Origin of the sequence: Terrabacter tumescens (assembly GCF_014646815.1) — a bacterium.
In the GTDB taxonomy this organism is placed as follows: domain Bacteria; phylum Actinomycetota; class Actinomycetes; order Actinomycetales; family Dermatophilaceae; genus Terrabacter; species Terrabacter tumescens.
The window spans coordinates 244,143-265,919 of record NZ_BMNZ01000001.1 but is presented as its reverse complement, the minus strand read 5'-3'; the positions used below and the strand labels follow the sequence as shown (position 1 = coordinate 265,919).

The window sequence follows — 21,777 nt, the reverse complement described above, 5'->3', positions numbered from 1 at the left end:
CACCCTAGGCACGTCGTGGGCGCCGCGCACCCGTGCGCCCCGGCGCGGCGGTGCTCGAGCGCACGACGAGCTGCGTGGGCACGAGGGTGGTGCCGGTCGTCGGCCCGGTCCGCCGCACCTGTCCGAGCACCTGCTCGACGCAGAGCCGGCCGATCTGCTCGAAGTCCTGGCGCACCGTCGTCAGCGGCGGGATGTAGGACTCCGCCTCCGGCACGTCGTCGAAGCCGACGACGCTGACGTCCTCGGGCACCCGGAGGCCACTGTCGTGAAAAGCCCGCAGGAGCCCGAGAGCCATCTGGTCGTTCGCCGCGAAAACCGCTGTGCACGAAGGCTCCTCGGCCAGCCGGAGACCGATCTCGTAGCCGGACCGGGGCGTCCAGTCGCCGTGCTGGACGGGCGGCACCTCGAGACCCCGCGCCACGAGCTGCGCCTGCCAGGCGTCGCGACGGCGCTGCGCGGCATACGAGCTCTCCGGCCCTGCCACGTGCCACACGGTGCGGTGCCCGAGGTCGAGCAGGTGCTGGGCGGCCGAGACGGCACCCGCAGCCTGGTCGGTGTCGACGACGGGGTGCCGGTCACCGGCGTCGTCCGAGTCGGCCACGACCACCTTGAAGCCGGGCGGGTAGGGCGGGGGCGCGTCGCTCGCGAGGTGGGTCTCCATGATGGCGACCACCGCGTCGACGGCGAGCTCGCCGGCGCGCGTGAACGCTCCGCGCACGGCGTCCTGCGACGGGGCCCCGACGGGGATGAGCGTCACGGCGTAGTCCTGGGCGGCGGCGGCCGCCACGATGCCCTCGAGGGTGCGCACGTTGCCGGTCGTCGACAGGGTGAAGGTCATGACCCCGATCGCCCGGAACTCCCCGCGCTTCAGGGCGCGAGCGGCGCTGTTGGGCCGGTAGCCGAGCTCCTCCATCGCCCGGAGGACGGAGAGCCTCGTGCTCTCGACGACGCTGCTCTCGCCGTTCGAGACGCGCGAGACCGTCTGCGCCGACACGTTGGCCAGGCGCGCCACGTCGGCCATCGAGACCGCTCGCCGCTGCCCCACCCGTGCCTCCTCGTCCCCGACCACTGTCGCCTCGCCGAACCCCGTGCGTGCTTGCCGTGCGTGCCTGCCGTCCGCGTATGCCGGGTGCGTCCGGGCTCATCCTGCCAGCCTCCGCGAGACGGGCCCTTGACACCCGTCCCGCTGGGCTGGGACGGTGACCGAGGTTCGAATGTTTGCGCAAACATACCTCCATTCCGGACACCGGGCTGCACGTTCGACCGGGACCGCCACCGCCGTCGCTCCAGGAAGGCACCACCATGAGACCCCGCCCCACCCGCGTCGCCTCCGGCGCGCTGGCCGCCGCCACGGTCGCCGTCGGCTCGCTGCTGGCCGGCCCCGCGGCCACGGCCGCGCCCGCCGCGCCGGCGACCGCTCCCCCACCCGCCGCAGCTGCCGACGGCGTCCCCACCGTCCGCATCACCCCCGACCCCTCCTATCAGCAGCCCGCCTTCGAGGGCTGGGGCACGAGCCTCGTGTGGTTCGCCAACGCGACGGGCGACTACCCCGACGCGGTGCGCAACAGGCTCGCCGACCTCGTCTTCGGCAAGGACGGCCTCGCGCTCAACATCGCCCGCTACAACATCGGCGGCGGCAACGCACCCGACGTCGCGGACTACCTGCGCCCCGGCGGAGCCGTCGAGGGCTGGTGGAAGGCCCCGGCCGGCACGACCCGCACCGACGTCGACTGGTGGTCACCCGATGACCCGGCCGACTGGAACTGGGACGCCGACCGGACCCAGCGCTGGTGGGTCGACCGCATCAAGGGCGACGTCACCACGTGGGAGACGTTCAGCAACTCCCCGCCGTGGTTCATGACGCAGAGCGGCTACGTCTCCGGCAACTTCAACGCCTCCCAGGACCAGCTCAAGCCCGGCAGCGTCGCCGACTTCGCGGCCTACCTCGTCAAGGTCACCGAGCGCCTCGAGCAGACGCACGGCATCAAGGTCGCCACCATCGACCCGTTCAACGAGCCCAACACGAGCTACTGGGGCACCCAGCTCGGCGCCGACGGCCGCCCGACGGGCGGCCGTCAGGAGGGAGCCCACATCGGACCGCAGCTGCAGCAGCAGGTGGTCCGCGCCCTGGCGCCCGCGCTCGCCGCCTCCGGCACCGACGCGAAGATCTCGGCGATGGACGAGACCAACCCGGGCACGTTCGTCACCAACTGGATGACCTACCCCGCCGACGTCAAGGCCGCGATCAGCCGGATGAACGTCCACACCTACGGCACGTCCCAGCGCACCGCCGTGCGTGACCTCAGCAAGTCCGACGCCAAGCCGCTGTGGATGTCCGAGGTCGAGGGCAGCTGGGGCAACGGCCAGAGCTTCACCTCCATGGAGCCCGGCATCGGGATGGCCCAGCACATGACCGACGACCTGCGCGAGCTCGAGCCGTCGGCCTGGGTGTTCTGGCAGCCCGTCGAGGACTACGACAACATGAAGCCGGGAGGCGAGAGCGCTGCCGGCGCCAACTGGGGCAGCATCCAGATGCGCTTCGACTGCACGGCCCAGGACACGCTCGAGAGCTGCCCGATCCGCACGAACCAGAAGTTCAACACGGTCCGCAACTTCACCCACTACATCCGCCCGGGCGACCACCTCGTCAAGGTCGACGACCCGAGCACCGTCGCCGCCATCCGGCCGGACGCCCGGACCGCCACCCTCGTGCACACCAACGGCGGGTCAGCCGCGCAGGACCTGTCGGTCGACCTGTCGAAGTTCGGCAAGATCGGCCCGAAGGCGAGCGTCACCGCCGTGGTCACCGACGCGTCCGGCGCCCTGAGGTCGCAGGCTCCCGTCGCGGTCGACGGCAGCTCGGCCACCGTCCGGGTGCCGGCGCAGTCGGTCACGACCCTCGTCGTCTCCGACGTGCGCGGCGTCGCGGCGGACGCCCCGACCTTCCAGGAGGGCCACGCCTACCGCTTCGTCGGCGTGCAGAGCGGACGCTCGCTCGACGCCGAGCAGCCCGGCCTCGCGATCCGCACGACCGACGCGGCCAGCGCCGACCAGCTCTGGACCGTCACGAAGCTGACGAGCGGTGACACCAACCGCGAGCGCTACCAGCTGCGGGCGCTCGACGGTCGGCAGGTCGCCCTGCGGTCCGGGTCCCTCGTGCTGGAGACGGCACAGGCGGCTCCTGACGCCGCGGCACAGTGGTACCTCTCGACGACCGGCGACGGCTCCTGGACCATCTCGAGCGCGACCGGCCCGGGCAACATCGAGGTCGGCGGCCAGGCCACGGCGGATGGTTCTCCGGTAGGCGTCTGGCAGCCGAACGCCGCGCCCAACCAGCGTTGGACCCTCGTCGACGAGACCGTCCGCGGCGTGGCCGACGTGCCCGTCTTCACCATGCCGGGCGTGGCACCGACCCTGCCGAGCACCGTCACCCCCGACCGCGTCGGTGCCGGGACCGGCGCCCTGCCCGTGACGTGGCGTCCCGTCCCCGCAGCACGCTGGGCCCACACCGGTCGCGTCTTCGTCTTCGGCACGGCCACCGACCCGGCCACCGGGCGTGAGTTCGCCGTGCGCGCCGTCGTCACCGTCGACACGATCTCGGCCACCGACCCGGCCACGGCGCGCACCTACGTCGGTGGGACTCCCGACCTCCCGGCGACGGTGACCGCGACGTCGGACCGGTTCGGCGCCACGGCGACGCTGCCGGTCACGTGGGACACGAGTGGGGCGGCCTACGACTTCGTGGGCACGGTCCGACTGTCCGGCACGGCCACGCTGCCGGACGGGTCGACCGCGCCCGCCACGCTCGTCGTCACGGTGACCGAGCCCGTCGAGGCCAATGCCGCCCTCACGCCCGGCACGACGGCCTCGGCGACGTTCACCGAGCCCGGCTACTCGGTGCAGGGCATCGTCAACGGCGTCCTCACGGACAAGGCCTGGTCGAACTGGCGGTCGGGCACACAGCGTCCGGGTGACACGCTCACCGTCACCCTGCCCGCACCCCGCGACGTGACGAAGGTCGTCACCCGCTTCTACCAGGACGGCGGCAACGTCAGCTACGCCCGCACCCTCCACGTCGAGGCCCTCGTGGGCGGCTCGTGGATTCCGGTGTCCGGCGAGGTCACGGTGGCGGCCAGCGGTCCGGCCGCCCCGGTCGTGTCGGTGCCGGTCACGCCGACCCGCACCTCGGCCGTGCGCGTCGTCATGACGGCGTCGAGCTACATGACGGTCAGCGAGGTCGAGGTCATGGCCAAGTCGGCCGGCTGACCCGACCGACGGCCCGACCGGCGACGCGCCGGCGACGCCGCGACTGCGCCCAGGCCCATGGCAGCCCCCGCCGGCTGCCGTGGGCCTGAGCGCGTCGTGAGCCCTCGCGGACGGGACGGGCACGGGGCGACACGATGCCGTGTCAACCGGCGACGCCACCTGCGCGTCATATCTGCGTGAGAACGTTGGGTATGCCGGCTGGCCAGCTCAGTGCCTCTGGTTCCTCCGAGGCCCCTGGGCCCTCCGAGCTGCCGACCGATCCCGACGCCGCCGTCACCGTCCTCTACGAGGCGCACTGGCACCGGCTCGTCCGCCTCGCCTGGCTCCTGCTGCGCGATCAGCTCGCCGCCGAGGACGTCGTCCAGGACGCCTTCGTGGCGACCCACCGCAGCTGGTCCTCGATCCGCGACAGCGGCCGGGTCGTCGGCTACCTCCAGACCGCCGTGGTCAACGGCTGCCGGTCCGTGCAGCGCCACAGCGTCGTCGTCGACCGGCAGAACGCGCGCGAGGCGGCCGCGGCGGACGCGCCCGGCCGGGGCAGCCACGGCAGCGCCGAGACCCAGGTGCTCCGCTCCGCAGAGCGTGACGCCGTCCTTCGTGCCCTCCGCACGCTGCCGGAGCGCCAGCGCGAGGTGCTCGTCCTTCGCTACTACTCCGACCTGTCCGAGGCCCAGATCGCCCAGGCCCTCGAGATCTCCCCCGGCGCCGTGAAGACCCATGCCCACCGCGGCCTGACGGCCCTGCGCCGCACCGTCGAACTCCTGGAGCTGTCATGAACACCGACCCGATCCGACCGGGGCAGACGCCTGCAGAGGAGCCGACCGGCCGGACCACCAGCCGACCCGCCGACCCGCCGACACCCATCGGCGAGGGTCTGGCGCCGGTCGAGGACCGGCTCCGCAGCGCGCTCGACGCGGACGCCCGCTCCATCGCCCCCGGCGACCGGCTCGCCGCGATCCTCACGGACGCGCACTCCGGTCCCGGCGCCGCAGCCGGGTCGGCGTCGAACCGCCATCACCGCTGGGTCCTTCCTGCTGCGGCGGCTGCTGCCGCCGTGCTCGTGGCCGGCACCGTGTGGGCGGTGAACCGTCCCCCGTCGCAGACGCCCCTGGTGATCGGCGCGTCGACCGCCGTCGGCACACCGGAGCCAACGCCCTCCGCGGCCCGGTCGAGTGCAGCGACGAGCGTGCCGACCCAGACCGCCCCGAGGCCGTCGGCCCCGTCGGCGACCTCCACCCCGGCGCCTCCCACGAAGAGCGCGGGCTCTCCGGTGACGGCGTCGGCCAGCGTGCCCGTCTACTACCTCGGCCCCGTGGTGGGGGCGAGCGGCCCGCTCCGACTGTTCCGCGAGTTCGTGGCCGCGCAGGTGCCCTCCCCGGCGGTCCCGTCGGGCAACGCGCTGGCTGCGCTGCGGCTGGCCATGGGTCCGGTCCCCGCCGGGTCGCGCTACCACTCCGCCTGGACCGGGGTCACCGCAGAGGCCGTGACGCGGGGCGAGCGCCTCATCACGGTGCGCCTGTCGAAGGGCACGCAGGATGCCTCCCCTCTCGCGACCGAGCAGCTCGTGTGGACGGTGCAGGCCGCGCTCGGCGCCGCTCTCCCCGTCCGCTTCGAGCTCGCCGACGGCGGCACCGAGGTCTCCCCCGGCCACGCGGCGTCGTCGACCTACACCCGGCCCGCCGACCCCGTCGCGGTCCTCGACCAGGTGGCGCCCATCTGGGTCGACGAGCCCGCGCGCGGCGCCGACGTCCCTGCCGGGCGCCCGCTCACGGTCAAGGGAGTGGCCAGCACCTTCGAGGCGAACGTCGAGTGGGAGCTGCTCCGCGACGGTCGACGCGTCGACAGCGGGTTCACGACCGCCGCCGAGGCGGCCCCGGCCCGCGCGACCTACCGGTTCACGACGAAGAAGCCCCTCGCCTCCGGGACCTACACGCTGCGCGTCTTCGAGAGCAGCGCGAAGGACGGCTCGATCGCCGCCGAGCAGACCCTCGTCGTGACGGCCCGCTGACCGTCGGCCGGCCACCCGTTCGAGGTGATCGCGGCACCCACCCCGTCGTCGACATCACCTCGACCCACGGGGTGGGGGCGTATGCCGTCAGGTCCAGCGGGTGCGCGCGCTGAGGACCGCGAGCGCCGCGGGACCGGCGGACGACGCGCGAAGGATCGTCGAGCCGAGTCGCACGGCCCGGGCCCCGGCACCGGTCAGGGTCTCCAGCTCACGGTCGGTGATGCCACCCTCGGGACCGACCACGACGAGCACGTCGCCGGACGGGGGTAGGTCGACCGAGGCCAGCGGCTCGGTCGCGTCCTCGTGGAGCACGAGCGTCAGCGCGGACTCCCCCACGCGTGCGGCGAGCGGGGCGAGCCCGACCGCGGGGGACGTCGCCGGCAGACGGGCCCGTCGGGACTGCTTGGTCGCCCGGGCCACGACCGCGGACCACTTGGCCAGGGACTTGGCGGCGCGGTCACCGCGCCAGACGACGACGGAGCGCTCCGCCTGCCACGGCACGACCTCGTCGACGCCGAGCTCGGTGGCGGCCTCGACGGCCTGCTCGTCGCGGTCGCCCTTGGCGAGGGCCTGGACCAGGACGAGACGCGGTGCGGGCTCGGGCTCGTCGGTCACGTCGAGCACGTGCCCCCGCACCCAGCCGCGGTCGACGTCGGTCGCCTCGAGCAGGATGCGTCGGCCTGCTCCGTCGGCGACGAAGTAGCGCTCGCCCGCACGCAGGCGCACGACGGCCGCGGCGTGGCGGCCCTCGTCGCCGTCGAGCAGCAAGCTCGACCCGACGACCGCCCCCGCGACCGCCGACGGGTCGCCGAGGAAGAGCTGGTGCGTCACCGGGCGCTCACGGGAGGGTCACTTCTCCTTGAAGGCGTCGCGCAGCTTGCCGAAGAGGCCCTTGTTGGCCGGCTGGAGCCGTCCTTGGGGGCTCTCCTCGCCGCGCAGGGCCGCGAACTGGCGCAGCAGCTCCTGCTGCTCCTCCGTCAGGCGCGTCGGCGTCTGCACCGTCGTGTGGACGAGCAGGTCGCCGCGCCCACCGTGGCGCAGGTGCGTCACGCCGAGACCGCGCAGCGTCAGCACGTCGCCGCTCTGCGTGCCGGCCTTGATCTCGAGGTCCTGCATGCCGTCGAAGGTCGAGAGCTTGAAGCTCGTGCCCAGCGCGGCTGCCGCCATGGGGAGCTCGACGCTGCAGTGCAGGTCGTCGCCCCGGCGGGTGTAGGTGTCGTGGTTGACGACCCGGATCTCGACGTAGAGATCGGCCTTGGGGCCGTTGCCGGGCCCGACCTCGCCCTCGCCGGTCAGCTGGATGCGCGTGCCGGTGTCGACGCCGGCCGGGACCTTGAGCGTGAGCGAGCGGCGGGTGCGCACGCGGCCGTCGCCCGAGCAGTCGTGGCACGGGTCGGTCAGGGTCGCGCCGTAGCCCTGGCAGTTGACGCACGGGCGCGAGGTCATGACCTGGCCGAGGAAGCTGCGCTGGATCTGCTGGACCTCGCCGGCGCCCTTGCAGATCGGGCAGGTCTGGCGACCGGTGCCCGGCTCGGCGCCGTCACCGTCGCAGCGGGTGCAGCCGACGGCCGTGTCGAGCGTCAGCTCCTCCTCGGAGCCGAAGACGGCCTTGGAGAGGTCGATGTCGAGTCGCACGAGGGCGTCCTGGCCGCGCTGGACTCGCGAGCGGGGACCGCGCGTGCCCGCCTGGGCCCCGGCTCCGAAGAACGCGTCCATGACGTCGCTGAACGAGAAGCCCTGTCCCGCGCCGAAGCCGGCTCCGCCGCCCGACGCGAACGGGTCGGAGCCCATGTCGAAGGACTGGCGCTTCTGCGGGTCGGAGAGCACGTCGTAGGCCTGCGAGACGCGCTTGAACTCCTCCTCGGCCTCGGCACCGGGGTTGACGTCCGGGTGCAGCTTGCGGGCGAGTCGACGGTAGGCCTTCTTGATCTCCTCCTGGCTCGCGTCGCGCGAGACACCGAGGACGGCGTAGTAGTCGTTCAAGCTGGGATTCCTTTGGTACGTGGTGCTTTCGGTTCCGGCGCGGCGATGCGCCGGCGGACTGGCCGAGGTCGTGCTGGGTCAGGTGGCCTGGTTCTCGTCGAGGATCTCGGAGACGTAGCGCGCGACGGCGCGGACCGACGCCATCGTCGTGGGGTAGTCCATCCGGGTGGGACCGAGCACCCCGAGGCTCGCGACCCGCTCCGAGCCGGAGCCGTAGCCCATCGAGACGAGCGAGGTCGACTGCAGACCGGTCACGGGGTTCTCCGACCCGATGCGCACCGAGACGAGCTCGGGGTCGTCGCCGAGCTGGCCGAGCAGGCGCAGCAGGGTGACGTGCTCCTCGAGGGCCTCGAGGATGGGTCCGATGCTGCGCGGGAAGTCTGCGCCGGCACGAGCGAGGTTGGCCTGACCCGCGAGGACGACACGCTCCTCGCGCTCCTCGACGAGGGCGTCACCGAGGGCCGAGACGACGGCCTCGAGGGCAGCGCGGTCGGCCTCGTCGGCCTCGCCGACGAGACGTCGCAGCCGCGTCGCGGCGACGGTGAACGGCACGCCGGCCGCCACCTCGTTGATGCGCGACCGGATCGAGGCGACGAGGGCCTCGCCGGTCGCATCGGCCAGCACGCGGCCGGTGTCGACGACGCGCTGCTCGACGCGACCGGTGTTGACGATGAGGACGATCATCAGGTGCGAGGAGCCCATCGGGACGAGCTCGATGTGTCGCACGGTCGACCGGGTCAGCGACGGGTACTGCACGACGGCGACCTGGCGCGTCAGGCTGGCCAGCAGGCGCACCGTGCGGTCGACGACGTCGTCGAGGTCCACGGCGCCCTGGAGGAACTGCCCGATGGCCCGGCGCTCGCCCTGGCCCAGCGGCTTGACGGCGCTGAGCCGGTCGACGAACACGCGGTAGCCGGCGTCGGTGGGCACCCGGCCCGCCGACGTGTGCGGCGCGTGGATCAGGCCCTCCTCCTCGAGCAGGGCCATGTCGTTGCGCACCGTGGCGGCGCTGACGCCGAGGTGGTGACGCTCGACGAGGGCCTTGCTGCCGACCGGCTCGGAGGTCTGGACGTAGTCCTGCACGATCGCGCGCAGCACCATCAGCCTGCGGTCCTCGCTCATCGTCTTCCCTCCTCCGCGGTCCGGCGCTCCCGGCCTGTCACACGTGCTGTCGCTCTTGCTGTCGCTGTCGGTCTGGCACTCTCGATCGACGAGTGCCAAGTCTACGTCGTGCCCCGCCGATCTCCGATTTCATCCAACCGTATGCGCCTTGGGAGCCGTCCCGCGGTGGACCCGGGGGGCACCCAGCGTGGCGTCCCACCGACGGCCGGCACGCGGCATACGCTCGCTTGTCGTGTCCCCCAACGATCGCTACGGATCCGACGTGCTCAGCGGCGACTGGCGTGCCCCGAGGCGCGGCCGGTCCACCCCGACCCCTGCCGAGCCCGACCTCGTCGTCGAGGAGGTCGAGACGGGCTGGGTCGGCGCCGTCGTGCGTGTCGAGAAGGCGGGCGGGATGCACGTCGTGCACCTCGAGGACCGCCGCGGACGCACCAAGGCCTTCCCCCTGGGACCGGGCTTCCTGGTCGACGGGGCTCCCGTGACGCTCACCCCGCCGAAGGCAGCCGCGGGCGCTGCCCTCGCCGAGGCCCGACGTGCCGCCTCGAGGACCGCGAGCGGCTCGGTGGCCGTCGAGGGCGCGCGCGCCCGCGTGGCGAGCGGCTCGCGGATCTACGTCGAGGGTCGCCACGACGCCGAGCTCGTCGAGAAGGTCTGGGGAGACGACCTGCGGGTCGAGGGCGTCGTCGTCGAGCTCATGGACGGCGTCGACGACCTCGCGGGCATCATCGCCGAGTTCCAGCCCGGCCCCGGACGTCGGATGGGCGTCCTCGTCGACCACCTCGTGCCCGGCACGAAGGAGGCCCGCATCGTCGAGCAGGCGCGCGCGCTGCCCGGGATCAGCCAGCACGTGAAGGTCCTCGGCCACCCGTACGTCGACGTGTGGCAGTCCGTGCGCCCCGAGCGGCTCGGCTGGCAGCAGTGGCCGGTCATCCCCCGCGGCACGTCGTGGAAGCACGGCATCTGTGCCGAGCTCGGGTGGGCCCACTCGAGCCAGGCGGACATCGCGCAGGCGTGGAAGCGCATCCTCGGGACGGTGCGGTCCTACGCCGACCTCGAGCCCACGCTCCTCGCGAGCGTCGAGGAGCTCATCGACTTCGTCACCGAGCCCGGGGCGTAGTCGCCGACCTGGTCAGACGCGTCCTCAGCGCGACCTCCGCACGCCTCATCGCATGAGGACGTGGGCACTCTTTGTCACCAGCGCACGTATCCCTGCACGTCCACCTTCAGATACGCGGAGGCGGATGTCTTGACGCTCACGGCACCGTTCAGACCCACCGGTACCAGCACCGTGTTCGTCACGGTCCTACCTGCGGCGTACTTGGCCGTTGCATATGGAGGCTCAGTAGAGCCACTCGGGTATGCCGTGACGTACCCGGCGCTTGTCGGCGAGACGACGGTGACGGTCAGCACGACGGCCCTGACGCCGGTGGCTGGCACGCCAGCCTTTCCGACGACCGAGACGCTCGGCGCGTGACCAGCCGCCACGCGACCCAACGGGTATCCCAGCCCAGTCTGGCTGTCGAGGACACGGCTGGGTCCTACAGCGACCTGGTCCGCTCCCACTGGCAGCCAGCCCACCACATCAACGAGTAGGTCGGTCTGGGCGGTGGAGTGGATCGTCACCGCACCGTTCGAGCCAAGACGGGCCTGAACCAGACCGGTGGCGGCGACGGTGCTCTCGTATCGCACTTGGGGAGCGGCCGGACGCGCCGACCCGGCTGCCCACGTGGTGAGCCAGCCGGCGGCCGAAGGCGCAGATGCTGACACGTCGAGGAGCACGGCGGCCACCCCTGTTGTCGGCATGCCGGCCTTGCCGGCCAAGGGGAGCGTCACGCTACCTCCGGCGGCAAGGCGAGCCTTGGGCGCACCCGTGCCAGTACGTGTGTCCAGCACTCGAACCGGGGCACCTCCGGAGACATAGCCTCCCGTCGGCGACCATCCGACGAGGTCGGCCGAGATGTCCGTCGTAGCAGACGAGTAGAAGCGGACCTTGCCATCCGTGCCGACACGACTGAGAACCAGAGTTGTGGTGACCCCACCCGCCGGGTATGACACGGCCCGCGAGCTCGGCTGGGCGGTGCCATTCGCATGCGCAGTCAGGTAGCCCGAAGTGACAGGGGCGGTGACGTTGACGTTGAGCATCACGGTCCCGACTCCTGCGGCGGGCACACCGGAACGCCCCGTGACCTGAACGGTGACAGCCTTGCCCGCCTGCACCTTGCCGAGCGGTGCCCCGAGACCCGTTCTCGTGTCGAGAAGGCGCGACGGTGCGGCGACCTGGAACGCCCGACCATCGGTGGCAATGGTTGCGCCCTGGTCCTTCAGGTGAATGAAGCCCTTGGGCCAGCGGCCACCACTGGCTGTCACCCTGCGCCATCGGAAGTCGCCGCCCCAGTTGTCCTCGGAGATGATGATCTCTGAAGCCGACAGGACCTTCTCGACATAAGCGACGTGTCCCGTCGAGGAGTAGGACGTGTCCCACCAAGCCACCGAGCCGACGGCCGGGCTCGTGTTGGTCTGGGCCGCAAAGGAGGGCCCCCAGTTGTAGGCATTCCCCGACAGAGTGGCCGGCTTGGTGTTGGGCAGCCCATTCTTCACCAAGCGATAGGCCACGTAGTTGGTGCAGTTGTGTCCCGTCGACTGGCGCCAGTAGCTCGTCGCGCTGTTTTCCTTGTAGCCAGCATGCGAGTAGCCAGAACTCTGGCAGGCGTCGTACCCGCTGCACAGGACGATCCACTCGGCCGAACGCGCGGGGGCGGCCAGACCGACGGCCGCCACGAGCATCGCGACGATGCCGAGCAGGACGGTGGCAGGGCGCCCGCGTCGGTGCGCTACGGGCGCGAGCGGGGCGGCGGGGCCGGCAGGCAGAGCGCGGAGGTCCGGGACCCGACCTGCCTGGTCGTCGATGGCCAGAGGCATGTGAGTCTCCCGTGATCGCCGTGAATGCCACCCGCAATCTAGGACATTCCCGCCGGGAGCACACTCCTTTCCCAGAAATACCACGCGACACGAGCGACAAATCCCCCCTATTCGCTCAATGTCGTGCTAATGACACCGCTGTCATTCAGCGCCCGGCGCGGCGCCGCCGGAGGCGCCCCGTCCACCCCGACGCCGGCCCGGCACGGCGACCCGACGGATCACCTGCTGCTTGGCAGAGGAGAATGGCGGCCGCACGAACACGGTCGTGTCCGGCCGGGTCGGCAGCGACAGCACCGACTTGGCGTGGGAGAAGAGCTCGATCGACCGCTCGCCGTGGTAGGCGCCCGTCCCACTCGCCCCGACGCCGCCGAAGGGAAGGCCCGGCACGGCCAGGTGCGCGAGGGGGACGTTGAAGGCGAGCGCGCCCGAGGAGGTGTCGCGCTCGAAGCGTCGTCGCACGGCGTCGGAGGTGGTGAAGACGTAGAGGGCGAGAGGCTTGTCGCGGCGGTTCACGAAGTCGATGGCGGCGTCGAGCCCGTCGACGGGCACGAGCGGGAGGACGGGCCCGAAGATCTCCTCGCGCATCACCAGCTCGCGCGGGTCGTCGGCGTCCACCACGTCGACGACCGTCGGCTCGAGGTAGCGGGTCGCGGCGTCCGACCGGCCGCCGGTGACGACCCGCGCCGGGTCGACGAGCGCGGCGAGGCGGTCGAAGTGTCGGGCGCCGATGATGCGTCCGTAGTCGGGCGAGGTCGACGGGTCGGGGCCGAAGGCCGCGCGGATGGCGTCGACGAGCAGGGGCTTCAGCGCCTCGAGCGTCTGCCGGCTCGCGATGACGTAGTCCGGCGCGACGCAGGTCTGGCCCGCGTTGGTGAACTTCCCCCACACGAGACGCTGCGCCGCGACCGGGAGGTCGGCGTCGTCGGAGACGTAGGCCGGCGACTTGCCCCCGAGCTCCAGCGTCACCGGCGTCAGGTGCTTGGTCGCCGCCTCGAGCACGATCCGCCCGACCGCGCCGTTGCCGGTGTAGAAGATGTGGTCGAAGCGTTGCGCGAGAAGCTCCGTCGTCTCCGGGACCCCTCCCTCGACGACGTGCACGGCGGAGGTGTCGAGGTACATCGGCAGGAGCCGCGCGAGGAGCGCGGACGTGGCCGGGGCGACCTCGCTCGGCTTGAGCACGACGGCGTTTCCTGCGGCGAGCGCCCCGACGAGCGGCGCCAGGCACAGCTGGACGGGATAGTTCCACGGCGCGATGACGAGCACGACACCGAGCGGCTCGCGCACGATCTTGGCCCGTCCCGGCTTGAGCGACAAGGGAACCCGCACCCGACGGGGCGCGGTCCAGGCCCGCAGGTGGCGCAGCGTGTGGTCGATCTCCCGCACGACGAAGCCGGTCTCGGTGACCCAGGCCTCGGTCGCGCTCTTGCCGAGGTCGGCGTGCAGGGCCTGCGCGATCTCGTGCTCGTGCTCGACGAGGAGGGTCCGCAGCGCCCGGAGCTGGGCGACCCGCCACGGGCGCGGCTTGGTGACGTCCTGCTCGAAGGCGCGGCGTGCCGCCGCCACCGCGTCTGCCGGGAGGCGGTCCGCCGGCGCGCTGCCTGCGACGGCTCCGACCTGCTCGGGGTGGCTCGTCCCGTCACCGGAGGTCTCGTCGGGGATCTCACCGGGGGTCGTCGTCGACACGGTCTCGCTCATGGCGCCCTTCTTCGTCGGGGCCCCTCAGGCGGCGAGGAGCCGGTGCACCACGGTGTCGGCGAGCAGCCGCCCTCGGCGGGTCAGGACGAGCCGCGAGTCCCGCAGGGCCGCAGACCCGTCCACGAGACCGTCGGCGATGAGGCCGGCCACCGCGGTGCGTCCCGATCCTCGCAGATCCGAGACGGGCAGTCCCTCGACGAGGCGTGTGCCGAGCAGCACACGCTCGTCGTAGCGCTGCTCGTCGGTGAGGGTCTCACGCGCATGGGCGGGCGACTGCCCGGCAGCCAGCCGGCCGGCATACGCACTCGGGTGCTTGACGTTCCACCAGCGCACGTCGCCGACGTGGCTGTGCGCCCCCGGCCCGACGCCCCACCAGTTCGTGCCGGCCCAGTACGCGACGTTGTGGCGGCACCGCTGCCGCTCGGAGCGGGCCCAGTTGCTCACCTCGTACCAGCCGAAGCCCGCGGCCGTCAGCAGCTCGTCGGCGAGCTCGTACTTGTCCGCCTCGTCGTCGTCCTCGGGCGCGGGCACGACACCACGACGCACCTGAGCGGCCAGCTTCGTGCCGTCCTCGACGACGAGCGCGTAGGCGGATACGTGGTCGGGCTCGAGCGCGATCGCGGCCTCGAGGCTGCGGCGCCAGTCCTCGAGCGACTCCCCCGGCGTGCCGTAGATGAGGTCGACGCTGACCTGCATGCCGGCAGCGCGGGTGGCCGCCACGGCGCGCGCGACGTTCTCGGGGTCGTGCGTGCGCTCGAGCGTGTGCAGCACGTGCGGCACCGCCGACTGCATGCCCACGGAGACGCGGGTGAAGCCCCCGTCGGCGAGCTCGCGCAGCGACTCGGGCGTCACGGAGTCGGGGTTGGCCTCCGTCGTGACCTCCGCGTCCGGCGCCAGCCCGAAACGGTCGCGTATGCCGTCGAGCACCGACACGAGGTCGCGTGACCTCAACATCGTGGGAGTGCCACCGCCGACGAAGACCGTCGAGACCGCCGGCGCCTCGTCACCCAGGACGGTTCGGGCGAGGTCGAGCTCGCGCACGGCCGCGTCGGCGTAGGTGTCGATGCCGATGCTGGCGCCGGGACCGCCCAGCTCGGTCAGGGTGTAGGTGTTGAAGTCGCAGTAGCCGCAGCGCACCGTGCAGAACGGCACGTGGACGTAGATGCCGAGGTCGGTCCGCGAGACGTCGGAGAGGGCTGCGGGTGGCAGCTCACCCGTGGCGGGAGCGGGGTCCCCGTCGGGCAGGGCGGAGGGCGGCATACCTCCATTGTCCCAGCCCCGGAGCGGTGTCCCGTCCACGACGTACGCTGCCCTCATGGCTGGTGGGCAGCCGTCACGACCCAAGGTGTCGCGCGTCGTCGCGGGCATGGTGTCGGTCGCGCTCGCCCTGGCGGCTGCCGCATGCTCCACCGCGACCTCCCAGCCCCGACCGGGCGAGACCGGCGCCTCGGCGCGCACCTCGGCCGGCACGTGCGCACCCCCGCCGGTCGCGCCCTCGACCTACCCGACGTTCGCGACCCCACCGCCCGCGTCGGTCGCGCTCGGCTCCGGCTGGAGCGCCGTGCTGCACACGACGTGCGGGGAGGTGTCGCTGGTGCTCGACGGGAAGCAGGCCCCGAGGAGCGTGGCCTCGTTCGTCACGCTGGCGCGGTCCGGCTACTGGAGCCCGAGCGTCTGCCACCGGCTCACCTCGGGGCGCGCCCCGACGGCGTTCCTGCAGTGCGGCGACCCGACGGGGCGCAGCACGGCCGACCCCGGCTACGGCCTGCCGCTCGAGAACGTCCCGGCCGACCGCACCTACCGGGTCGGTGACGTCGGCGTGGCGCGCGGTGACGGCTTCCCGAGCACGTCCGGCGAGTTCTTCATCGTCCACCACGCCTTCACCGTGGGGTCCGGGTCGCCCGTCTACTCGCTGATCGGGCGGGTCACCTCGGGACTCGCGGTCGTCGAGCACGTCGCAGGCGTCGGCGGCGAGGACTTCAGGGACGACGGGCCGCCCTGGCAGTCGATCAGCATCCTCCGCGTCGACGTCCGGCCACGCTGACCAATCACGCTGGCCGCCCACGACGGCGCGGGCAGGGCGCGTCAGCCGGAGTGCGTCGTGACGCCGTAGCGGGCCCGGGACGCGAGCGCCCACCGGGCCGCCGGGACCGAGACGAGCGCGATGACGACCATGAAGGCAGCCAGGATGAGCCAGCCCGTCTCGCCGAGGTCGACGCAGAAGTAGGTGACGACCGGGGGCGCGACGACGGCGAGCACGCTGAAGCCGAGCCCGGCGAAGCCTTGGTACTGCCCCTGCCGCTCGTGCGGCGCGAGCCCCATCTGCAGCCCCCACTGGCCGCCCGAGCCGATCATCTCGCCGACGACGTGCACGAGGGACCCGACGACGAGGGCACCGACGGCGAGCCAGCGGCTCCCCCGGTCGGCGAGCGCGACGACGGCGAAGCCGGCCGCGATCCACCAGGCCCCGCGCACGAGCGCCCGCGCACCGGCCTCCACCGAGTCCGCGCGGCGCGACAGACGCACCTGGAAGAGCGCGACGGCAGCCGTGTTGAGGATGAGCAGGATCGCCACCATGACGGTCGGGGCGGCCGTGCGGGCGGAGACGTAGAGCGCGAGCCCGAGCTCCATGACGAAGAAGTGGAGGGAGAAGAGCCCGGTGAGGACGGTGATGACGACGTAGGGCCAGTCACGCACGACGGCGAGTCGCGGCTCGCCGACCGCCCGGGCGTGGGGCGCGATGTCGGGCAGCCGGGTCGTGTTCCAGGCGGCGAAGCCGGTGAAGACGGCGTTGAGGACGAAGACGCCGACGTAGGCCCAGCGCTCGTCGATGATGAGGGCCGCACCGCCGAAGACCGAGCCGAGCCCGAGGGCGGTGTTGGTGACGGCGCGCAGGTAGGCCTTGAAGAGCACCCCGCGGCCGCCGGTCGCGAGCTGGGCGATGACGCCCTGGTTGACGGCGCCCGCGCCCCGCTCGAAGAAGGCGAGCACGCCGAGCAGGAGGGCGAGCGCCCACGGGGTGGTCGCGAGGACCGGCGGTGCACTGAAGACCGCGGCGCCGACCATGAACGCGGTGAGCACCCGGCGCGGCCCGCGGGTGTCGCCGAGGTGCCCGGCGGGCACCTGGACGACGATGCCGACGATCGCCGACACGGACATCGCGAGGGCGACCTCGGTGGCGCTGAAGCCGACCTGCCGGGTGAAGTAGAGCGCGCTCGTCGTGAGGACGGCGCCGGCGCCGAACCGGTTGGCGAACGACCCGACGGCGAGGATGCGCAGGTCGTGGTCCACCGGGACGCCCCGCCGGGTCAGGGGCGCTGCCACAGGTGGAGTGGTGCTGGACGTCACGCTCGTCTCCCTCGCTCAATCTGTCTCGACGTCAAGATATCTGACGGTAGGCAGGTCGCCGCAACCGGATTCCCCAGGTCGCATAGGCTTCTGACGTGTACCTCCCCCACTGGATCGAGATCGACGGCGTCGTCAACATGCGTGACCTCGGAGGCATGGTGACAGCCGACGGTGACACCGTCCGCCCCCGCCGGTTGCTGCGCTCGGACAACCTCCAGGACCTCTCCGCCGCCGCCGTGGAGACACTCGTGGGCGACTACGGCGTCACCGACATCGTCGACCTGCGCACCCACGTCGAGCTGGCCAAGGAGGGCGACGGCCCCCTCCGCGCGGTCGAGGGCGTGACGCACCACCACCACACGCTCTACCGCGAGGACACCGACGAGTCGGGCATCCCGGCCGCCGAGCGTGCCCTGCCGTGGGAGACCGACGAGCGACGCGAGCTCACGGCCGCGAGGCGCGACCCGGACCAGGCCCGTGCGCACGACCGGTTCTGGTCGGAGCACTACCTCTCCTACCTCGCCAGCCGTCCCGACTCCGTCGTCGCAGCCCTGCAGGCCATCGCCTCGAGCGAGGGCGCCGCGGTCGTGCACTGCGCCGCCGGCAAGGACCGCACGGGCACCGTGGTGGGCCTCGCGCTCAAGGTCGTCGACGTGCCCGACGAGCTCGTCATCGCCGACTTCGCGGCCTCGGCGGAGCGGGTCGCGGCCATCATGGAGCGCCTGCGCTCGCGGCCGGCCTACGCCCGCAACCTCGCCGACAAGACGGTCGCGCAGCAGTCCCCCACGACCGACACGATGCGCCTGCTCCTCGACGCCCTCGACGAGCGGCACGGGGGCGTGCACGGCTGGCTCCGCACGCAGGGCTGGACGTCCGCCGACACGGACCGCATGCGCCACAAGCTCCTCGACGACTGAGCCGTCCGGGACCCGTCACGCGCTGTCGTATGCCGTCAGCCCGCGTAGGTGCCGAAGCTCCAGCTCGTGCCCTCCGGGTCCACCACCGAGAAGCCGCGGGATCCATAGTCCGTCTCCTCGAGCGGACGCTGCACGACGGCGCCGAGGCGCCGGGCCCGCTCCCAGACCGGGTCGGGATCATCGACGACGACGTAGACCGTCGCCGCCCCCGGTGCCGACACGAAGGCGGGGTCGGTCCGCGCGCGGCTGCTGACCATGACGCGGCCGCCCTCGGGCCAGAGCATCTCACTGTGCCTGATCTCGCCGGGAGCCTCCCCCGGCACGACGACGCCGTCGACGAAGCCGAGGGCGCGCAGCCACTCGCGCGCGGCGAGCGGGTCCTCGTAGCTGAGACCGACCCAGACGTTGTGGTCACGGCCCGCTTGTGCCGCAACGGTTCCCGCTCCGACACCCGCTGCCGCCTCGCCGTCCGTCCCGATGGTGGTCCTGCTGCCTGAGCTCATCTCGTTGTCCATGGCTCCACCCTGCGGCCACCCCGACCGGCCTGTCTTGGACGAATGCGCGCGAGGCCCGCGGGCGCTCAGTGGGCGACCAGCACGTCCTCGGTCCGCCACCGCATCGGCGAGGTGCCTGCCAGCGCGCGCCAGTCCCGGTCCATGTGTGCGTGGTCGGTCCAGCCGCATCGCAGCGCGACCTCGGTCAGGGCATGCCGGCGACCGGCGACGAGCGGCACGGACCGCTCGAACCGACGGAGCACCGCCGCGGTCTTGGGGCTGACCCCGAACTCGTGCCGGAACCGCGACTGCAACCGCCGCATCGACCAGCCCACGCGCGCGGCCACGTCGCGGACCGGCACCGATCCCCCGGAGACGCCGATGAGCCGCCACGCCTCGAGGACCTCGGGTTCAGGCGTGCCGAGACGTGGGGCACCGTCGAGCAGTCCCACGAGCCAGTCGTCGACGAGCGCGAAGCGGTCGGGCCACGCTTCAGCGCCGTGGAGTTGGTCGCGCAGGCTGTGCGCCTGCGCCCCGACGACGTCCGCGAGGTCGTAGGAGCGCGAGGCGAGCTCCGCGGCCGGCATCCCGAACAGGGCACGGACCGCCTCCGGGCGCAGGGCCAGCTGGACGCCGTGCTGGGCGCCGTCGTGGTGGATGTGGGAGGGCGCCGCACTCAGGCCGGCGACGACCGAGCTGTGGATCCGGGGTAGCCCACCAGGGTCGGCGACCGTCAGCGGCTGCCCCAGGGGCACGACCAGCGTGACGGTGCGGGACGGCATACCGACGTGGATCCCCGCAGGGAAGCCCGACAGGCGGTAGCCGACGGCACGCTCGACGAGTCCGGACAGCCGAGCGGTGGGCACGTGCTCGTGGTGCTCCACCCGCGTCGCTCCGACGCGGGTGGCCCGCTCACCGTCCGGGGAGTCCGCCTCCACGGCACCACGGTACGACCGCGCGTGCCTCCGAGGACGGCTACTTCTTGGTCTTGCCCAAGTCGCCGTCGCTCGAGAGCGCAGCGACGAAGGCCTCCTGCGGCACCTCGACCCGACCGACCATCTTCATGCGCTTCTTGCCCTCCTTCTGCTTCTCGAGGAGCTTGCGCTTGCGGCTGATGTCGCCGCCGTAGCACTTGGCGAGCACGTCCTTGCGGATGGCGCGGATGTTCTCGCGGGCGATGATGCGCGAGCCGATGGCCGCCTGGATCGGCACCTCGAACTGCTGGCGCGGGATGAGGTCCTTGAGCTTGCTCGCCATCATGACGCCGTAGGCGTACGCCTTGTCGCGGTGCACGATGGCCGAGAAGGCGTCGACGGTCTCGCCCTGCAGGAGGATCTCGACCTTGACGAGGTCGGCGACCTGCTCACCGTCGGGCTCGTAGTCGAGCGAGGCGTAGCCGCGGGTGCGCGACTTCAGCTGGTCGAAGAAGTCGAAGACGATCTCGGCGAGCGGCAGGGTGTAGCGCATCTCGACGCGGTCCTCGGAGAGGTAGTCCATGCCGCGCAGGTTGCCGCGCTTCTGCTGGCACAGCTCCATGATCGCGCCGACGAACTCGCTCGGCGCGAGGATCGTGGCACGCACGACGGGCTCGCTGACCTCGCGGATCTTGCCGTCGGGGTACTCGCTCGGGTTGGTGACGTGCACGGCCTTGCCGTCGTCCATCGTCACGTCGTAGACGACGTTGGGCTGGGTCGAGATGAGGTCGAGGCCGAACTCGCGCTCGAGGCGCTCGCGGACGATCTCGAGGTGCAGCAGCCCGAGGAAGCCGACGCGGAAGCCGAAGCCGAGCGCCGCCGACGTCTCGGGCTCGTAGACGAGAGCGGCGTCGTTGAGCTTGAGCTTGTCGAGGGCGTCGCGCAGGTCGGGATAGTCCGAGCCGTCGATGGGATAGAGGCCGGAGAAGACCATCGGCTTGGGGTCGCGGTAGCCGCCGAGGTCCTTCGTCGCCGGCTTGCTCGCATTGGTCACCGTGTCGCCGACGCGCGACTGGCGCACGTCCTTGACGCCGGTGATGAGGTAGCCGACCTCGCCGACCCCGAGGCCCTTGGAGGGCACCGGCTCGGGGCTGATGACGCCGATCTCGAGCAGCTCGTGCGTCGCCCGGGTCGACATCATGACGATCTTCTCGCGCGGGCTGAGGTTGCCGTCGACGACGCGGACGTAGGTGACGACGCCGCGGTAGGTGTCGTAGACCGAGTCGAAGATCATCGCGCGGGCGGGAGCGGCGGGGTCGCCGACCGGGGCCGGCAGGTCGCGCACGATCGTGTCGAGCAGCGGCTCGACGCCCGCACCGGTCTTGCCCGACACCTTGAGGCAGTCCTCGGGCTCGCAGCCGATGAGCTTGGCCAGCTCCTCGGCGTACTTCTCCGGCTGGGCCGCCGGCAGGTCGATCTTGTTGAGCACCGGGACGATGGTGAGGTCGTTCTCCATCGCGAGGTAGAGGTTGGCGAGCGTCTGCGCCTCGATGCCCTGCGCGGCGTCGACGAGGAGCACGGCGCCCTCGCACGCGGCGAGCGAGCGGGACACCTCGTAGGTGAAGTCGACGTGGCCCGGGGTGTCGATCATGTTGAGGGCGTACGTCGTGCCGTCCAGCTCCCACGGCATGCGCACGGCCTGGCTCTTGATCGTGATGCCGCGCTCGCGCTCGATGTCCATGCGGTCGAGGTACTGCGCGCGCATGGCGCGCGAGTCGACGACGCCGGTCAGCTGCAGCATGCGGTCGGCCAGCGTGGACTTGCCGTGGTCGATGTGCGCGATGATGCAGAAGTTGCGGATCAGGTCCGGCGGCGTTGCGTTGGGTGCCAACGCGGATCGGGCCATGGGCGACACGTGGGACGAACCTCGCAGAGTCAGGGTGACGGGGATGGTGCTGGTCGGCGGGGCCGGGCGTCCGAGGCGATCGGCTCGCTCGGGCGCCCTGGCGCCGCCACAACCACCACAGTCTCCCATGCTTTGGGGGTCCGCCGCTCACGCCGTCGTGCCCCGCACCCGACGAGGGTCGCCGTCGTGACGCACAATGGCCGCC

At 72.2% G+C, this 21,777-nt stretch carries 17 protein-coding genes; 6 read left to right on the top strand and 11 right to left on the bottom strand.

The window, feature by feature from the left end:
* Positions 1-4 precede the first annotated feature (4 nt).
* A complete protein-coding gene (locus tag IEY30_RS01230; RefSeq protein WP_308423743.1) occupies positions 5-1,045 on the bottom strand; it encodes a LacI family DNA-binding transcriptional regulator in 1,041 nt (346 codons plus the stop codon).
* Between the two features lie 257 nt (positions 1,046-1,302).
* On the opposite strand from IEY30_RS01230, the gene IEY30_RS01225 reads away from it, so the two are divergent.
* The 3 genes from IEY30_RS01225 to IEY30_RS01215 all read left to right on the top strand — a co-directional run bounded on the left by IEY30_RS01225 (position 1,303) and on the right by IEY30_RS01215 (position 6,274).
* Positions 1,303-4,266, top strand: a complete 2,964-nt coding sequence (locus tag IEY30_RS01225; protein ID WP_030146484.1) for a glycoside hydrolase — start codon at positions 1,303-1,305, stop codon at positions 4,264-4,266.
* Between the two features lie 191 nt (positions 4,267-4,457).
* Positions 4,458-5,042, top strand: coding sequence for a SigE family RNA polymerase sigma factor (locus IEY30_RS01220; RefSeq protein WP_030146485.1), 585 nt, complete (start codon positions 4,458-4,460; stop codon positions 5,040-5,042).
* Complete coding sequence (locus IEY30_RS01215; RefSeq protein WP_043415623.1) at positions 5,039-6,274, top strand: Gmad2 immunoglobulin-like domain-containing protein; 1,236 nt, start codon at positions 5,039-5,041, stop codon at positions 6,272-6,274. The genes IEY30_RS01220 and IEY30_RS01215 overlap by 4 nt, the downstream gene beginning before the upstream one ends.
* Positions 6,275-6,361: 87 nt before the next feature.
* Here the strand turns inward: IEY30_RS01215 and IEY30_RS01210 are convergent, their stop codons facing one another.
* The 3 genes from IEY30_RS01210 to hrcA form a co-directional block, all read right to left on the bottom strand.
* Positions 6,362-7,105: a 16S rRNA (uracil(1498)-N(3))-methyltransferase gene (locus tag IEY30_RS01210; RefSeq protein WP_030146486.1), complete on the bottom strand. Its 744-nt coding sequence runs from the start codon at positions 7,103-7,105 to the stop codon at positions 6,362-6,364.
* 18 nt (positions 7,106-7,123) lie between these two features.
* Positions 7,124-8,257 carry a molecular chaperone DnaJ gene (gene dnaJ, locus IEY30_RS01205; RefSeq protein WP_030146487.1) on the bottom strand — a complete coding sequence of 378 codons (1,134 nt, stop codon included), beginning with the start codon at positions 8,255-8,257 and terminating at the stop codon, positions 7,124-7,126.
* 78 nt (positions 8,258-8,335) lie between these two features.
* On the bottom strand, positions 8,336-9,379 hold the full coding sequence (hrcA, locus tag IEY30_RS01200) for a heat-inducible transcriptional repressor HrcA (RefSeq protein ID WP_030146488.1): 1,044 nt from the start codon (positions 9,377-9,379) through the stop codon (positions 8,336-8,338).
* A gap of 232 nt (positions 9,380-9,611) precedes the next feature.
* Here hrcA and IEY30_RS01195 point away from each other — a divergent pair, with 232 nt between their 5' ends.
* Positions 9,612-10,496: a DUF3097 domain-containing protein gene (locus tag IEY30_RS01195; RefSeq protein WP_030146489.1), complete on the top strand. Its 885-nt coding sequence runs from the start codon at positions 9,612-9,614 to the stop codon at positions 10,494-10,496.
* A 74-nt stretch (positions 10,497-10,570) separates the two neighbouring features.
* On the opposite strand, the gene IEY30_RS01190 is transcribed toward IEY30_RS01195, so the two are convergent.
* From IEY30_RS01190 to hemW, 3 genes are all read right to left on the bottom strand, one after another.
* Positions 10,571-12,298: a CHAP domain-containing protein gene (locus tag IEY30_RS01190; protein ID WP_030146490.1), complete on the bottom strand. Its 1,728-nt coding sequence runs from the start codon at positions 12,296-12,298 to the stop codon at positions 10,571-10,573.
* A 141-nt stretch (positions 12,299-12,439) separates the two neighbouring features.
* Positions 12,440-13,993, bottom strand: a complete 1,554-nt coding sequence (locus IEY30_RS01185) for an aldehyde dehydrogenase family protein (RefSeq protein ID WP_052358175.1) — start codon at positions 13,991-13,993, stop codon at positions 12,440-12,442.
* A gap of 24 nt (positions 13,994-14,017) precedes the next feature.
* The gene (gene hemW / locus IEY30_RS01180; protein WP_030146492.1) at positions 14,018-15,253 is read right to left on the bottom strand and encodes a radical SAM family heme chaperone HemW; all 1,236 of its coding nucleotides are present in this window, start codon (positions 15,251-15,253) and stop codon (positions 14,018-14,020) included.
* Positions 15,254-15,308: 55 nt separating this feature from the next.
* Between hemW and IEY30_RS01175 the strand changes: the two genes are divergently transcribed.
* Entirely contained in the window at positions 15,309-16,037 is a 729-nt protein-coding gene (locus tag IEY30_RS01175) for a peptidylprolyl isomerase (RefSeq protein WP_162180975.1), read from the top strand.
* Between the two features lie 41 nt (positions 16,038-16,078).
* Here IEY30_RS01175 and IEY30_RS01170 read toward each other — a convergent pair whose 3' ends face one another.
* On the bottom strand, positions 16,079-17,341 hold the full coding sequence (locus IEY30_RS01170) for an MFS transporter (protein ID WP_081920278.1): 1,263 nt from the start codon (positions 17,339-17,341) through the stop codon (positions 16,079-16,081).
* 95 nt (positions 17,342-17,436) lie between these two features.
* Here IEY30_RS01170 and IEY30_RS01165 point away from each other — a divergent pair, with 95 nt between their 5' ends.
* Positions 17,437-18,258 carry a tyrosine-protein phosphatase gene (locus IEY30_RS01165; protein WP_030146495.1) on the top strand — a complete coding sequence of 274 codons (822 nt, stop codon included), beginning with the start codon at positions 17,437-17,439 and terminating at the stop codon, positions 18,256-18,258.
* Positions 18,259-18,293: 35 nt separating this feature from the next.
* On the opposite strand, the gene IEY30_RS01160 is transcribed toward IEY30_RS01165, so the two are convergent.
* The 3 genes from IEY30_RS01160 to lepA form a co-directional block, all read right to left on the bottom strand.
* Positions 18,294-18,773: a VOC family protein gene (locus tag IEY30_RS01160; RefSeq protein WP_229674780.1), complete on the bottom strand. Its 480-nt coding sequence runs from the start codon at positions 18,771-18,773 to the stop codon at positions 18,294-18,296.
* 65 nt (positions 18,774-18,838) lie between these two features.
* Positions 18,839-19,690 (bottom strand): helix-turn-helix domain-containing protein, encoded by an 852-nt coding sequence (locus IEY30_RS01155; protein ID WP_052358183.1) that lies wholly within the window; start codon positions 19,688-19,690, stop codon positions 18,839-18,841.
* A 37-nt stretch (positions 19,691-19,727) separates the two neighbouring features.
* Complete coding sequence (gene lepA / locus IEY30_RS01150) at positions 19,728-21,572, bottom strand: translation elongation factor 4 (protein WP_030146498.1); 1,845 nt, start codon at positions 21,570-21,572, stop codon at positions 19,728-19,730.
* Positions 21,573-21,777 lie beyond the last annotated feature (205 nt).

Coding starts and splice junctions, on each gene's coding strand:
- IEY30_RS01225 (WP_030146484.1), top strand. CDS start 1,303: ATGAGACCCCGCCCCACCCGCGTCGCCTCCGGCGCGCTGGCCGCCGCC.
- IEY30_RS01220 (WP_030146485.1), top strand. CDS start 4,458: ATGCCGGCTGGCCAGCTCAGTGCCTCTGGTTCCTCCGAGGCCCCTGGG.
- IEY30_RS01215 (WP_043415623.1), top strand. CDS start 5,039: ATGAACACCGACCCGATCCGACCGGGGCAGACGCCTGCAGAGGAGCCG.
- hrcA (WP_030146488.1), bottom strand. CDS start 9,379: ATGAGCGAGGACCGCAGGCTGATGGTGCTGCGCGCGATCGTGCAGGAC.
- IEY30_RS01190 (WP_030146490.1), bottom strand. CDS start 12,298: ATGCCTCTGGCCATCGACGACCAGGCAGGTCGGGTCCCGGACCTCCGC.
- IEY30_RS01185 (WP_052358175.1), bottom strand. CDS start 13,993: ATGAGCGAGACCGTGTCGACGACGACCCCCGGTGAGATCCCCGACGAG.
- hemW (WP_030146492.1), bottom strand. CDS start 15,253: ATGCCGCCCTCCGCCCTGCCCGACGGGGACCCCGCTCCCGCCACGGGT.
- IEY30_RS01175 (WP_162180975.1), top strand. CDS start 15,309: ATGGCTGGTGGGCAGCCGTCACGACCCAAGGTGTCGCGCGTCGTCGCG.
- IEY30_RS01160 (WP_229674780.1), bottom strand. CDS start 18,773: ATGGACAACGAGATGAGCTCAGGCAGCAGGACCACCATCGGGACGGAC.
- lepA (WP_030146498.1), bottom strand. CDS start 21,572: ATGGCCCGATCCGCGTTGGCACCCAACGCAACGCCGCCGGACCTGATC.